14 protein-coding genes and 2 pseudogenes are annotated in these 14,430 nt (G+C 60.7%); 12 read left to right on the forward strand and 4 right to left on the reverse strand.

The features are described 5' to 3' along the window. Positions 1 to 66: 66 nt before the first annotated feature. Complete coding sequence (locus CEQ44_RS05365; RefSeq protein WP_254913917.1) at positions 67 to 648, forward strand: YgjV family protein; 582 nt, start codon at positions 67 to 69, stop codon at positions 646 to 648. A gap of 48 nt (positions 649 to 696) precedes the next feature. Here the strand turns inward: CEQ44_RS05365 and CEQ44_RS23890 are convergent. Next, positions 697 to 855, reverse strand: a pseudogene (locus CEQ44_RS23890) (IS630 family transposase); the annotation flags it as partial. 84 nt (positions 856 to 939) lie between these two features. Here CEQ44_RS23890 and CEQ44_RS24895 point away from each other — a divergent pair. Next, positions 940 to 1,598, forward strand: a pseudogene (locus CEQ44_RS24895) (transposase); the annotation flags it as partial. Positions 1,599 to 1,795: 197 nt separating this feature from the next. On the opposite strand, the gene CEQ44_RS05375 reads toward CEQ44_RS24895, so the two are convergent. Continuing rightward, positions 1,796 to 2,107, reverse strand: coding sequence for a transposase (locus CEQ44_RS05375; protein ID WP_239019071.1), 312 nt, complete (start codon positions 2,105 to 2,107; stop codon positions 1,796 to 1,798). A gap of 34 nt (positions 2,108 to 2,141) precedes the next feature. Here CEQ44_RS05375 and CEQ44_RS24900 point away from each other — a divergent pair, with 34 nt between their 5' ends. Together CEQ44_RS24900 and CEQ44_RS05385 are read left to right on the forward strand one after the other, a co-directional pair. Next, positions 2,142 to 3,242, forward strand: a complete 1,101-nt coding sequence (locus tag CEQ44_RS24900; RefSeq protein WP_081912715.1) for an IS110 family transposase — start codon at positions 2,142 to 2,144, stop codon at positions 3,240 to 3,242. Positions 3,243 to 3,786: 544 nt separating this feature from the next. Continuing rightward, complete coding sequence (locus tag CEQ44_RS05385) at positions 3,787 to 5,889, forward strand: TonB-dependent siderophore receptor (RefSeq protein WP_256960026.1); 2,103 nt, start codon at positions 3,787 to 3,789, stop codon at positions 5,887 to 5,889. 426 nt (positions 5,890 to 6,315) lie between these two features. Here CEQ44_RS05385 and CEQ44_RS05390 read toward each other — a convergent pair whose 3' ends face one another. Further along, positions 6,316 to 6,954, reverse strand: coding sequence for an N-acetyltransferase (locus tag CEQ44_RS05390; RefSeq protein WP_088181964.1), 639 nt, complete (start codon positions 6,952 to 6,954; stop codon positions 6,316 to 6,318). After that, on the reverse strand, positions 6,951 to 7,625 hold the full coding sequence (locus CEQ44_RS05395; protein ID WP_088181963.1) for a YgjV family protein: 675 nt from the start codon (positions 7,623 to 7,625) through the stop codon (positions 6,951 to 6,953). Before CEQ44_RS05395 ends, CEQ44_RS05390 begins: the two co-directional genes overlap by 4 nt. 323 nt (positions 7,626 to 7,948) lie before the next feature. Between CEQ44_RS05395 and CEQ44_RS05400 the strand changes: the two genes are divergently transcribed. From CEQ44_RS05400 to CEQ44_RS05435, 8 genes are all read left to right on the forward strand, one after another. After that, on the forward strand, positions 7,949 to 8,233 hold the full coding sequence (locus CEQ44_RS05400) for a hypothetical protein (protein ID WP_066861361.1): 285 nt from the start codon (positions 7,949 to 7,951) through the stop codon (positions 8,231 to 8,233). A gap of 20 nt (positions 8,234 to 8,253) precedes the next feature. Then, positions 8,254 to 8,673 carry a periplasmic heavy metal sensor gene (locus CEQ44_RS05405; protein WP_088181962.1) on the forward strand — a complete coding sequence of 140 codons (420 nt, stop codon included), beginning with the start codon at positions 8,254 to 8,256 and terminating at the stop codon, positions 8,671 to 8,673. Continuing rightward, positions 8,670 to 9,242: an RNA polymerase sigma factor gene (locus CEQ44_RS05410; protein WP_088181961.1), complete on the forward strand. Its 573-nt coding sequence runs from the start codon at positions 8,670 to 8,672 to the stop codon at positions 9,240 to 9,242. Before CEQ44_RS05405 ends, CEQ44_RS05410 begins: the two co-directional genes overlap by 4 nt. 88 nt (positions 9,243 to 9,330) lie before the next feature. Beyond that, positions 9,331 to 11,307 (forward strand): copper resistance system multicopper oxidase, encoded by a 1,977-nt coding sequence (locus CEQ44_RS05415; protein ID WP_088181960.1) that lies wholly within the window; start codon positions 9,331 to 9,333, stop codon positions 11,305 to 11,307. Further along, the gene (locus CEQ44_RS05420) at positions 11,297 to 12,595 is read left to right on the forward strand and encodes a copper resistance protein B (RefSeq protein ID WP_088181959.1); all 1,299 of its coding nucleotides are present in this window, start codon (positions 11,297 to 11,299) and stop codon (positions 12,593 to 12,595) included. Before CEQ44_RS05415 ends, CEQ44_RS05420 begins: the two co-directional genes overlap by 11 nt. A gap of 48 nt (positions 12,596 to 12,643) precedes the next feature. Next, positions 12,644 to 13,027: a DUF305 domain-containing protein gene (locus CEQ44_RS05425; protein WP_088181958.1), complete on the forward strand. Its 384-nt coding sequence runs from the start codon at positions 12,644 to 12,646 to the stop codon at positions 13,025 to 13,027. 60 nt (positions 13,028 to 13,087) lie between these two features. Next, positions 13,088 to 13,537: a DUF411 domain-containing protein gene (locus CEQ44_RS05430; RefSeq protein ID WP_088181957.1), complete on the forward strand. Its 450-nt coding sequence runs from the start codon at positions 13,088 to 13,090 to the stop codon at positions 13,535 to 13,537. A gap of 86 nt (positions 13,538 to 13,623) precedes the next feature. Further along, positions 13,624 to 14,415 (forward strand): DUF2231 domain-containing protein, encoded by a 792-nt coding sequence (locus CEQ44_RS05435; protein WP_239018768.1) that lies wholly within the window; start codon positions 13,624 to 13,626, stop codon positions 14,413 to 14,415. Positions 14,416 to 14,430 lie beyond the last annotated feature (15 nt).

Here is a 14,430-nt window from a genome sequence, read left to right on the forward strand (position 1 = left end):
CGCTTCAGCCATGAGAAAATCACAGGTTGAGCGCGAAACGCAGATCAAAATTGGAAGAACCGAGCGGTGGCAGTCGTGATTGCCACCGCCTTCGGTTGCGTGGCGCTTTTTTGCGTCATTATCTGGCCGTTCTTCAGCGACTACAGGACAGTCGTAAAAATTCAGAGCGTGGGTGCTGCCGCGTTTGCGGTGTATTTTTTAATGTTGGGATCGCCCACTGCGGCGGTGGCATGCCTCATTTCTTGCGCGCAACTCCTCGTCTCGGCATCGGTGCGTGACCGCTATGTCGTCGTGCGACTCTATGGCGCCAGCCTCATTGTGTTGTCCTTCCTATCGGTCATAACATGGCACGGAATACCATCGGCGTTGGCGTTGACCGGTAGTTCGCTGGGTAGTCTGGCCCGCTTGCAGACATCGACGACGCGTATGAAGGGTCTTTTCCTCGTGGGGGCTCCATTTTGGCTCGCCCATAATTTGATCGTTGGAGCCATGTTCGCGTTGGGAACAGATGCGGTATCGTTGTCGTCAAACCTTGCAAATTTGTTGAGGCTAATGGTGCGCCGCTGGAGAACGTTTCCATTCAGCCCTACGCCCAGCGGTGCCGTCGAGACGCCCGCCGGAATATTTGCTCAGGGGAGAGCAGTCTAGACATTGGGCGCTCAGTCGCCTCGCGAACAGCGCTAGAGCAGAATCCGATCACTCTTGTTCATATCCGGCGGTAGAGAAGTAGTTGGCGCATTCCATTGGGGTGAAGCGCGGCAGGACGTCGCGGATCGCATCCCACAGGTCGGCAACAGTTCGTGCGGCAGCCTTGCGCAGGATTGCCTTGAGTTTGGAAAAGGCCATTTTGATCGGATAGAGGTGGCCGAACAAAACTGCACAGTGCGATAAGTGGATTTTCTGCCTGGCGGCCATGGGGGCCGCGTGACAGGAGTAGAGATGAGCAAACGACCCCGCCAGAAGCACAGCCCAGCTTTCAAGGCAAAGGTGGCATTGGCCGCCGTTAAGGGCGAAAGACGCTGCCTGAACTGGCGCAGCAGTTTGACGTTCACCCTAATCAGATCACGCAGTGGCGTGGTCAGCTTCTGGAAGGGGCTGCCGGTGTATTTGGCAGTGAGACGCGGAGCGAGGAGATGGAGTCGACGATTGACCTGAAGACGCTCCACGCCAAGATTGGCGAACTGACGCTGGTGAACAATTTTTTGTCAGGGGCTCGGGAAGGCGGGACTATTGCCGAGCACAAAGCGATGATCGATCGTTCGCACGCTTTGCCGTTAGGACGGCAGGCCCGGGAGCTGGAGATCAGTCGCGGCCGCATTTATTACCTGCCCAAGCCGGTGTCGGCTAACGATCTGGCCATCATGCGGCGGATCGACGAGCTGCATATGGAGTTCCCATTCGCCGGCGGTCGGATGCTGCGCGATCTTCTCCGGCAGGAGGGCATTGCGATCGGTCGTCAGCCTGTCGAACGGCTTCACATCCGCCGCCTGAGCGGGGTGGCCACCCCGCTCAGGCACCTCGTGAATACACCATTTTCCACAGACAAACTTGTCGAAGGGCCAGCGCCCGGACACAAGAATTACCCCTATTTGCTGCGGCGATAGTTCAGGGGCTTGTGAGGTGTACCGTTGAAGCGATCAGCAACGGCCTGGATTTCCCTATCCAATAGCAACGCCAGGTCCGTTTCAGAGCCCGATTCAGAAGTTCGTCAAATTTGTGTTGCGCGACGATCAGGGGTTCTTCCGCATCTTTGGTGCAGTCTGCTCGAGGAAGCCTTTGGAGGCCTGATCGATGATCAGGCGGCCAGCAACACTCGCTGTCGCAGGAGTTGGTAGTTTGCTCGTCCGTACATCTGCCGCTTTATGGCTTTGACTCTACTGATCTGACCTTCGACCGGGCTCGTCGTCCAACGGGTCGTGATCCCGCCCCTGACTGCATCAATGTCCCGTGTGATGCCGCCCGCAAAGCTGCTAAGTTCACTGTCAGTTGCCTGTTCGAGCCATTTATCGAGCGCGGATACGTCCTTGCCGCCAAGAAGCGTGACGAACTGAACAGCCAGCGCATTGCCTCGCCTGAATTGCTCCCGATTGTTGTCCAGTTGCCTCATCTAAAATGCTCCCGACGGTGGCAGGGAGTAAACGATGAGGAAGGTGAGCATGGCGACGCGGAGAGAATTGGTTGAAGCGGTTGGCGAGCGGTATCGCGCGGCTGATCGAACGAGCAAGGGCAAGGTTCTCGACGAGTTCGTCGCAGTCACAGGATTGCACCGCAAGCATGCGATGCGGATTTTGCGAGAGAAGGCGCCGTCGCGGCAGACGGCGCGTCCCGAGCGCAGGATTTATACCGAGGCGGTGCGAACCGCGCTGATCCTATTGTGGGAAGCGAGCGACCGCCTCTGCGGTAAGCGGTTGCGGCCACTCATACCGATCCTGATTGAGGCCATGGAAGGCCATGGCCATCTTGACCTGGAACCTGCGATCAAGGCGAAGTTGTTGCAGATGAGCGCAGCGACGATCGACCGGGCGTTGAAAACCGTGAGGGAAAGCAGTCCGAGGCTGCGGCGGCGGGGTGTGGCAGGATCCGAACTGACCCGGCTAGTTCAACAGCGCACCGAACTGGTCAACATGCTGCGCGCTTTTCTTTACGAGCTCGGTCATGTGGTGCCGCAAGGCGTCAATAATTTGCCCCGGATCGCCGCGATCATCACCGAGTCCAACAGTGATCTGCCTGAGATTGCCCGGATTGAATGCCGCGATTTGCTGGAGCAGATCGAAGCAATGACCGTGCGGATTGCGACAAGCGACCGCCGGATCAAGGACCTGGCAGGACAAGCAGACATGGCCCGAAGGCTACAGACCATGCCCGGAGTGGGGCCGATGCCGGCTTTGGCGGTCGAAGCGTTTGCCCCGCCAATGGAGAGCTTCAAATGCGGCAGGGACTTCACCGCTTGGCTGGGATTGGTGCCGAAACAGCATTCGAGCGGAGGCAAGACACGTCATGGCCGTGTCTCCAAGGCTGGGCAAAGCGACATTCGGCAGCTGCTTATCATGGGCGCAATGTCGCGATTGAACTGGATGGGCCGAAAATCGATCCCAGAAACACCGTGGCTAGCCCGCATGCTGGCGCGCAAGCCACGGATGCTGGTGGCAATCGCCTTGGCCAACAAGATGGCCCGGATGATCTGGGCGATGTTGACGAAACAGGAAGATTATCGAACCCCGGCAACGGCAATCGCCGCCTGATAGAAAGGCTGCGCAAGGCCCCAGCTGGCAAGGGGGAGTGAGAAGGCGACGACCCGAATGGGCAAAATGATCGAACAGATCTGGATCAGGAAAACCAGTTAAGAGTCCCGAGCTTCGAGCTCGTGAATCAGATTTGGACCTGATCCGCGGATCACCATACCGGCCAGCGTCTTCTGGAAAACGCTGCAATCAAAGGCCTGACAGAAGACCGCGCTCGATCACCTGTTCACCGGTTCAGAAACTTCTTGCCTCACGGGCGGCAACCACAGAGGTCTCTCAGACGGCAGGAAGCGCCGTATGCGACCGTAGCTGTTTTCCACGCTGCCCTTTTGCTAGGGTGCCGATGGCAGAAAGGAATAGCTCGTCGTCGCGAGTTTCTTTTGGAGTGTCGGTGTTTCCTTGAAATGCAACTGCAACTTTCGAGTACGCATTACTATTGCGAAGCAGTTGCATATATTATAGGGCGGCGCACACATTGAGAACGATTCGCAAGGGGGGTGAAATGAAAAAAAGTACATTGAGCGGCGCGTTAGGCCTTGGATTAATGGCCGTGCCCGCAGCGGCCCAGGATCAGCCAGCTCCCCCGACGACGGATGCCCGCCAAACAATCATCGTCACCGGCGTCCGGGACGGCTACCAGGTCGATGCGACCAGCACCGCCACCCGCACTCCGACCAGTCTCAAGGACGTTCCACAGGCGGCATCGATCATCACCGAGGCGCAGATTGACGATCAAGCTATGCGCTCGATCGCCGACGTGCTTCGCTATGTCCCCGGCGCGGTGATATCTCAGGGTGAGGGTCACCGCGATCAGATCATTCTGCGCGGCAACAACAGCACCGCGGACTTCTTTGTCGATGGCCTGCGTGACGACGTGCAATATTACCGCGGCCTCTACAACGCAGAGCGGATCGAGGTCCTGAAAGGTCCCAACGCAATGATCTTCGGGCGCGGTGGTGGGGGTGGGATCGTCAACCGCGTCACCAAGCGCCCCGGTGCCAACGCCTTCATCAGTAGCAGCGGTTCGGCGGATACATATGGCGCATGGTATATCGACACCGACATCAACCAACCGATCAGCCAGTCCGCCTCGGCTCGACTGAACGCCGTCTATGAGGAGTTCAACAGCAACCGGGACTTCTACGACGGACGCCGGCTCGCGATCAATCCGACCTTTGCCGTATCGCTAGGCGGCACCACACGGATCGACCTGGGCTTCGAATACAACAATGACAAGCGCACGATCGATCGAGGCGTTCCCTCGGCTACGCAAGGCTCTCTGACGAGCCCGTCACGCCCCCTTGCCGGTTTTCGCGATACCTTTTTTGGTGTGCCGGGATTCAACGTCAGCGATTTCGAGGCTAAGGTCCTGAGCGGGCGCATCGAGCATCGGTTTAGCGACAACCTGACCGTAACCAGTCGGGTCCTCTACGGAGATTATGACAAGCTCTATCGGAACGCCTTTGCGGTAACCCCGGCCACCCCGCGCGACGCCGTCCAGAGCGTCGGCCTCGAGGCATATAGCGATCCCACGACGCGCAAGAACCTGCTCAACCAGAACGATCTCGTCTGGACCGTCACCACCGGCCCCGTCCGCCACGTGCTGCTCGCCGGCTTCGAATATAGCGATCAGCGCACGCGCAACCAGCGGATCAATGGCTTTTTCGGAAGTGGTGATATCGTCAATGGAGGGCGGCGCGTCTTTGTGGCATTGGCTGACCAAATCACGGTGCCGCTAGTCACGCTGCGCACCACCGCCAACACCGGCTACCGGTCTATCCGGACAAATGCCGACGCCACGGCCTTCTATGTGCAGGACCAGATCTCGATCGGCGAACATGTCGATGTCATCGGCGGCGTTCGCCGCGACCGCTTCAAGCTCAGCATCGATGATCTCGTCGCCGGGCGGAGCTATAGCCGGACCGACACCCTCTGGTCTCCCCGCCTTGGGGTAGTGCTGAAGCCGGTGCAACCCGTCTCGATCTACGCCAGCTATAGCCGGTCCTTCCTGCCGCAATCGGGCGATCAGTTTTCATCGCTCGACATAACAACCGCCGCGCTGGAACCAGAGAAGTTCGACAATTACGAAGTCGGCCTCAAATGGGATGTTTCCCCAACGCTTAACCTGACCGCTGCCGTCTACCGGCTCGATCGCACCAACACCCGCGCGACCGACCCCAACGACGCCACGCGGACGGTGCTAACGGGCGCGCAGCGCAGTAAAGGGCTTGAGATCGGCCTCAACGGCGCGATTACACCCAAATGGCAAATCAGCGCCGGCTACACGCTGCAGGACGCAAAAATCCGCAAGACCACGAGTGCGGCTCCTGCGGGCCGCGAGGTCCCGCTTGTGCCCAAGCAGCAGGCTTCGCTGTGGACCCGCTACGACTTCACCCCTCGCTTGGGAGGGGGGGTCGGCGTCTACCACCAGTCAAAAAGCTTCACCTCCGTCAGCAATGCCGCCGTCCTGCCTGCGTTCACCCGCGTCGATGCCGCCGCGTTCTTCAAGCTCACCCCCCACATCGAGGCGCAAATCAACGTCGAGAACCTCCTCGACAGCAATTATTTCTCGTCCGCCTACAACGACAACAACGTCATGCCCGGTGCGCCGACCACCGCGCGAGCGACGATTAGGGTGAACTTCTAAACTTTTACGCTCAGGGGGACGGAGCAGTGCTGGCGCGACGTACACATTCATCCAACACACGACGTACTGCGGCATTGTCGCCCAAATAAAAGTCGATTCCTTTATAAGGCTGCACCCCTCCCACGATCTCGACCGCGGATTGCGGTGCATTCGTCGACATCCGACCCCGCACCGCAATCGCTCGCGCCAGATCGATCTTGGTCAGCTAGCGACAAGGTCATCAAGCAATTGCCATTGAAAACCTTTGTCACTTTCGACGCACGCGCGAATCCCGGCCAGGGCATTGCTTCAGCTGGACCACGAGCCAACATATCCTGCAAGAATTTGAGTGCGCCGGCCGTGGTCTTGGGTTGCTCGCAGTCACCTGCGCAGTCGCTGGAACAGCCAAAACAGTCATTAGCACGAAAACGCCGAGGTACATGACGTTTAGCATAGCCCACTCCCAACATCGTGATCCGCACCGGACTCAGGAGGGGCAGAACAATCTGCTTCGAGGATCATACGTCCCATGATGTATGCTTCATCGGCTGCGATCGCATTATTATCATCCACCCGAACTATATCACAGATGCTATACCCTAGACGATCGTAGAGCGCCCTTGCGCGATGATTTCGAATTGCGACTAAGAACATAAGGAAGCGCAATTGGCGTCCTTTAGCCCATTTTTCCGCTAGAGAAATCAGCTGTGCTCCAAGTCCGTTGCCCCAGTATTGTGGACGGATTGCCAGATTAAACGATGCAAACTCATATGCTCCTTCGACCGTTACTCTCCTGACATCAATATAGCCGACAATGTGTTTCCGGGTTTCTACGACGAAAATGCCTTGTTCTCCGAGCTTCGAAGCCTGCAACTCAGAGTTGCAGCGCTTCAATAGCGCATGTGGATCAGCGACGTCGAACACCATGTGCTCTGTCTCGACGCTCAGCGCTGTCTTCAGAGCTGCCAGTGCCTTTGCGTCATGTACGCTCGCGGGTCGGGCAATGAACTTGGGCGAGGTTCGCGTATTGACGTTCTGCCTGGCGAGGAGGGGTGTAGCTGCGACGGATGCCGGTACATCAATCATGCGCGGCACTCCTGTTGCGCTGCGGCGGGACCGCTCAGCCCAGGAGTGCCGGCGCCACCCGAGCGCCGGCCGGAGAAAGTCCCGTACAAGATTCCTACTCGTCGCCAGACCGTGTCGGACACCTCTCCCTGCAAACACTTTCGCGCTTCGATCGAAGCCAAATACAAACCGGTCATGTTAGTGAAGACCGATATGAGATCCACTGTAAGGGCGGACAGTGCGCCACCCATGATGTTGTGCGCTAACCAAAAAGGAGAGCCGATCAGGAACACTGTTTTCATCCGCATGGGCGACGGCTGATTGCGCGCGCTCATGTTTATGATGCCTCCACTGGCCGCGAAAAGCGACGCTATGCCTACCCAAGTAAATAGGACAAGCGTCAGGAGCGTGACGAGTCTCGCAATGTTGAGCGCCGACCGTACTCCACGATCCCGCACCGTCAGCGCAATCAAGAGCTGCGCAAGCGAGATGCCGCATGCGACCGCCGCGGTCGAGGCACCAAGGACGGAAAATTGAAGCGTGAACGCCACCGCGCCCACGCTCTGGACGACGATCACCCGCCGCAAGCAACGTAGAAATGGCCAGGTCATGACACAGGCGAGCCCGATCATGCCCAGAAGGATGCTGATCGCACTCGCAGTATATATCGCATCATCGATCAAGTATGGCATGCGCTCTCTCGGGAGGAGGGATGCCCGAACAGTAAAGAGACGCGGTTAATAAACTCTTTACAATTTGCTTTAGATCGCAAACCGACCGCAATTTGGATCGATCGGCCCCCCGCCCAGGCCAAACCATAGCTTTAGAGGCTAGCAAGGAGCGACATCAACACTGTTTTGGTGCGTCTCAGCATGCGCTGTGAACGATTGGACGCAATGGAAGAGTGCGCCGCGGCGCTCGGGGGCGTTCGCGCTTCGGGGTATTCGTTCACGTCGGATTCGAGGGGTGTTCGCCGGCCGTGCGTAAGGGATGTGAGCAAGACGGAGGAAGGAACATGGATATGGATTTAGACAGCGCGTTGCGCCGCCTTGCCGAGCAGCCGCTTCATCCCCGGCTCGCTGAACTGGAAGGGGATGTCATGCGATTAATCGCGGCGGAGCAGCGCGCGGGCAGCGGAGTGACACTGCGGGCTGGCATGCTGGCAGCGGTAGGCGCGGTCGCCTTGGGAGTGGTGGGCGGCGGATTGTCGTCCGCAGCGGCGCCTGCGCAGATGCCGACGCTGACGCCTTTCGGGCCTGCCGCGCCGCTAGCGCCTTCGACCTTGCTGGCGCTCCAGTGACGGGCAGCGCCCGGAGAACGATGCTGATCGCGGCCATCGCGTTCACAGCAGCGGTCGCAGGCGTGTGGGCTGGACGCGAAGTGTTTCCTTCGTCGACGACCCCAGGCGTGGAGCTTCACAGATTGCTCCACGACGGGCTTGAGTTGGACGAGGCTCAACGGACCAAACTCCAGACGCTGGAGTCTCGCTTCGCCGTCCGAAGGCGTGCCTTGGAGCTGGAACTCAGGGCCGACAACGCGCGGCTCGCCGACGCCATTGAAGTCGAGCATGGCAATGGGCCGCAGGTCGCGGCGGCTGTCGATCGTTCGCACGGCACGATGGGCGAGCTCCAAAAGGAGACGTTGAACCATATGTTCGCGATGCGGCAGATCCTGCGGCCTGACCAGGCGAGGACGTTCGACCGCGCGGTGGTGAAGGCGCTGACCGCAGACGCGCGGTGAGTCTTGAACTTTCGGCCTGCACGGACGGCGAACTCGCCGCCTTGACGCTCGCTGGACGTCAGGCCGCCTTCGCCGAGATCATGCGCCGGCACAAGGGGCCGGTTTACCGCCTGATCCGTGCACATATCGGCGATGCCGAAGAGGCGCTTGACCTCACTCAGGAATGCTTCGCGGCCGCCTTTCAGAACTTGCGAAAGTATGACGGAGATCGGCCGCTCGCTGCGTGGCTGGCCCGCGTGGCAATCAACAAGAGCCGCGATTGGCTTCGGCGGCGACGCATACGCCAGATACTATCGTTCGCCTCTTCGCTGCCGCCTGAGACGATCGAGGGTGAGCGAGACGAGGCGCCAGGTGCCGACACCGTCACCTTCGATCGCGCAGAACTTGCCCGGCTTTCGCGCGCGGTGTCCGAGCTGCCGGCAACGCTCAAGGAGACGCTCTTGCTGCGGACCGTGGAAGGCTTGTCCGAAGCGGAGACCGCAGCCGCGCTGGGGATCAGCGGCAAGGCCGTAGAGATGCGGCTCCGGCGCGCGCGCGCGAAGTTGTCGAAAATTTTCGACTTCGCATGAGGGGATGGGCCGGTTCGCGCGTAATGAAGGGTAACGACGGCGGCCCCCTCCCGCCGGCCGCAAGCATTGAATGGAGCGAAAGAACGGCATGAGCCGCAATCTGAACCGGCGCGACGTGATGCGCGGAACCGCCATGCTCGGCGGCACGCTGGCCATGTCGGCCTACCTGCCAGCTTGGGCGCAACCCGTGTCGCGCGGCATCGCCAAGCCGCTGCCGATCGTATCGGGCACGGAAATCGCCCTGACGATCGACCGGATGAAGCTGGTCATGGACGGAATTACAACGCCCGCGATCGGGGTGAACGGCACGGTCCCGGCGCCACTCGTCCGCCTCAAGGAGGGCCAGAAGGTCCGGCTCGCGGTGACCAACAATCTTGACGAGGATAGCTCGATCCACTGGCACGGCCTCATTCTGCCGTTCCAAATGGACGGCGTGCCGGGCATCAGTTTCCCCGGCATCAAGGCACGTTCGACTTTCGTGTACGAATTTCCAGTCGTGCAGTCAGGCACCTACTGGTACCACAGCCACTCGGGCGAGCAGGAGCAGGGCGGGCTCTACGGCCCCATCGTCATCGATCCCGCGGGACCCGACCCGATCGCATTCGACCGCGAGCATGTGATCGTGCTCTCCGATCACAGCCAGATGACCGGTGAGGAGATCTTCCGCAAGCTCAAGCAGATGGGCGGTGCCTATTTCAACTATCAGCGCCCGACGCTGAGTGGACTGCTCGCCGGACGGGAAATGCCCCTCAAGGATCGCCTGAAGTGGGGGCAGATGCGGATGGACCCGGCGGACATCGCGGACGTCACGGGTTCGACCTACACCTTCCTGGTCAATGGCTTTGGGCCTTACGACAATTGGACGGGTCTCTTCCGGCCGGGGGAGCGCGTCCGGCTACGCATCGTCAACGCCGCGGCGCAGACCAACTTCAACGTCCGCATCCCTGACCTGCCAATGACAGTGGTGCAGGCCGACGGCCAGAACGTCCGGCCCGTCGAAGTGGACGAGTTCCAGATCGGGGTCGCGGAGACGTTCGACGTGATCGTGACGCCCGGCGACCGCGCCTACAGCTTCGTGTCCGAAGCGATCGACCGTTCCGGCATGGGGCGCGCCACCCTGGCACCGCGCGAGGGCATGATCGCCCCAGTCCCGCCGCTTCGCCCGCGCACGCTCCTGACCATGACCGACATGGGCATGGATATGGGAGGCATGAAGGGGATGGAGGGAATGTCGGGGATGTCCGACGAGAACCCGGTGGCGAAGCGCGGCCTCGACCCCACGGTCCAGCAGAACGCATCGCGTAACCTGTGGAAGCTAACCGGCTGGAAGGGACCGACTGACCACGGAGCGGTCGCGGTGGCGTCCGGGATGGCGGGCATGGCCGGCATGGATCATGGCAAAATGAACTCTGGCGCGATGGCGGGAATGGCCCACAGCCAAATGGGTGCCGGCGGTATGGCTGGGATGGACCATGGCTCGGGGGGCATGAGCATGGACATGAACATGCGCAACCCAAAGAACGCCCCCGGCGTCAAGATGGGGCCGGGGGTGCAGACCATCTCGCCGATGCCGAAGGACCGCACGGCCGAGCCGCCGCAGGGGCTGGAGGACGTCGATCATCGCGTGCTCACCTATCGCGACCTTGTCGCGCTGGATCGCAACCCGGACGCTCGTGCCCCGGCGCGCCAGTTGGAGATCCACCTGACGGGCAATATGGAGCGCTATATGTGGGGCTTTGACGGCCAGAAGCTCAGCGACCCCGCCGACCCCATCCCGTTCCGCAAGGACGAGCGCGCGCGCGTCACCCTGATCAATGACACGATGATGCCGCACCCGATCCACTTGCACGGGCACTTCTTTGAACTGGTGACCGGGCATGGCGACTTGGCGCCTCGCAAGCACACGGTGAATGTAGCGCCTGGCGGCAAGATGACGTTCGACGTGACGACCGATGCGGTCGGCGATTGGGCGTTCCACTGCCACAATCTCTATCACATGACCGCAGGGATGATGCGTGTCGTGACCGTTCGCCCGATGGGCGAGGAGAATCGCGATGCAGCTTAAGCTCCTCCTGATCGCGGGCGGCGCGGCGCTTGGCCTGGCAACGCCCGCGGCCGCACAGATGGACCATTCCAACATGCCGGGCATGAAGATGCCACCGCCCAAGACGCCAGCGGTGAAAAAGCCTGTCACTAAGAAGCCGGCAGCAACCAAGCCGGGCGCGCGCAAGAAGTCCGTGAAGCCCGCTGCCAGGTCGACACCGCGCGCGAAGGCGGGATCGGGGGCCAAGCCCGCCGCAGGCCGGTCCGCCAAGCCGCCGGCCCCTGGAACGGTCGTTGCCGATCCTCACGCCGGTCATAACATGACGACCATGCCGGGCATGGCTACGCCTGGATCCAACCCAAATCCTGGCGCCAGGCACGACATGTCGGCGATGCCAGATACCTCCGGCGGTGCTGCCCCCGGCCAGCCAAGTGCCATGCCGGGCATGGACCATGGTTCGATGCCGGGAATGGATCAGGGTTCGGGGGCCATGCAAGGCATGGCGGGTCATGACATGGAAAGCATGCCGCCTTCGACGACGGGCATGGCGATGGTCGGGACCAACCTGCCGGCCGGCGATGCTCCGCCGCCGCCTATCCCGACGGATCGGGCCGCGGACCAAGTCTACTCTGCCGCCGCTATGGCGCATTCGCAGCAGCATCTGCAGATGCACGGGGGACAGAATTTCTCGCAGGTCATATTTAACCTGGCCGAATACCAGGTCCGCGACGGTCGCGACGCCTATCGATGGGATGGCGGTGCCTGGTACGGTGGCGACATCAATCGCCTGGTTCTTAAAACCGAAGGCGAAGGGAACTTTGGGAGAAGCCTGGAAAGGGCGGAGCTGCAGGCGCTCTATGCACGGGCGATCGGACCCTTCACCGACTTCCAGGCCGGGATTCGTTACGACTTCAAGCCCAACCCCTCCCGTGTCTACGCTACGGTTGGGTTCGAGAGCCTGGCCCCAGGCTTTTTCGATGTGGAGGGCGCACTGTTCTTGTCTAGCAAGGGTGACGTGCTCGGCCGCGTTGAAGGGTATTACGATCAGCGTATCACCCAGCGCCTGATCCTCCAGCCTCGTCTCGAAGCGGAATTTGCGGCGCAAGACGTTCCGGAAGACCGGATCGGCTCGGGCTTGTCGGACCTCGAGCTTGGCTTGCGGCTGCGCTACGAGGTGAAGCGCGAGTTTGCCCCTTATATCGGTGTTTCATACGAGCGCAGAGTGGGCCGCTCTGCTCGTTTTGCACGCGAGGACGGCGAGGATGCGTCATCGACCAGCCTTGTTCTGGGCATTCGCACATGGTTTTGAGGCCGGTTAGTTTTTGTTGCGCTAACCAGGTCCAACAAGGAGAGTTCGATGTTTAAAGCGATTACGGTTCTGGCTGTGGCGGCAATGGCAACAAGCCCAGTTTTGGCTCAGCAGCCGATGCAAGGCATGGACCACTCGAAAATGCAGGGCATGAACCACCACGATATGCCTGGCATGAACACGCCCTTCATGCCCGCCGAGATGGAGATGCAGAAAAAGATGATGGCGGCCAAGGGGGCCAATGCAAGCGAGACTTGGACCCGCAAGATGATCGAGCATCACCGCGGTGCGATTGCCATGTCGCAGATCGTTCTCCGCCAGTCGCCGGATGCGAAGACCCGGCAAATGGCTCAGAAGTCTATTGCCGAGCAAAACAAGAGCATCAGTGAACTCCAGGCGATGCTCCGGGCGATGGGCAAGTCTCCGCAGTGATAACCTTCGTTCCTTCCGTCCTCAATCAGGGGGCGGGAGGAATGACCAAGGAGTTTTTCCATGAAGACAGCTTTGCGATCCGCGCTTACTGCCGCAGCCTTGTTGGTTCCGGTTGCCGTCAGCGCGGCCACCCCGATCGTTATGCACCGCGATCCCGGCTGCGGCTGTTGCGCCAAGTGGGCAGCGCAGGTGCAGCGGCAGCTCGGGCGCCAGGTGCGCGTCGTCGATGATTCCAATCGCCCGGCGCTGCAGAAGCGCGCGGGGGTCCCTGCGGACGTCTCGTCCTGCCACACAGCAATCGCCGATGGCATGGCTTTCGAGGGCCACGTGCCGATTGCCGATATGAAGCGGGCTCTCGCGACCCGGCCCAAGGGTGTGCGAGGCCTCGCGGTCGGCGGTATGCCGCTCGGCTCGCCGGGAATGGAAGTGCCGGGCGTCAAGGCACAGGCCTATGACGTGGTCGCCTTCGGCCCCGGGGGGCGCCGCCTGTTCGCCCGCCACGGCAGCTGATCGGCGGTTTTTTCAGGCTGGGGCGGCAGATGCGGTCGCCGCAGCTGGTGTAGCTCCACGGCCCAGTTCGTCTTGAAGAGCGGGCGATGGGTTTCACGAAAGGATTTGGCCGGGTGAGGCAAACGGGCATTGATGAACACGAAACAAGGGGTTGGGTGATGCGCGGTAAACGAAGCGGAGCCTTCGCTTTGCTCCTTGCGGTTGCAATGTCAGTAAGCACATCGGCAGCGGCGCATGAAGATCACGATGCGCTCGGGGCCGGGCCAGGTGCTAACAGCGCAGTCGAGACTCAGAAAAAGGATGGAGCAGACGCTGGCGACGGCCACATGGGCATGGGCTCTATGTCGACCGTGGACATGAACATGGGCGGCCGCGACATCGCCGGCGACGACATGGACATGGGCGGCATGCACGAGGAGACCGCCAACAAGAACAAGAGTTTCGGTGAACGGCTTGTGAGCTGGCTGGGCCGGCTGCACACCATGGTCATTCATTTTCCCATCGCACTGTTCATCGGTGCGTTCGGGGTGGAGCTGTTCGGGTTGTGGCGCCGCAACCGGGACTATCGGCATGTCGCACATATAATGTTGGTCGTCGGAGCGCTGGGAGCAATCGCGGCGGCGTTCCTGGGCTGGTTCGCGGGCGGGTTCTACCTGACCGACCGCAACCCGATCCTGATGACGCATCGCTGGCTCGGGACGTTGATCGCGGTCTTCGGCGTCGCGCTGGCTTGGATGGCAGCGCGCCACGGTAAGGTTCCCGAGCGGTCGCGGACGTTGTACTGGGTGGTGCTTGGCCTGATGACGCTCGCTATCTCCATCCAGGGGTTCCTTGGCGGAACCTTCATGCACGGCGGATTATACCACTTGGCATTCTGAACGGGTCCGTCTGTG

This window comes from Sphingobium sp. Z007, from assembly GCF_900013425.1.
Classification (GTDB): domain Bacteria; phylum Pseudomonadota; class Alphaproteobacteria; order Sphingomonadales; family Sphingomonadaceae; genus Sphingobium.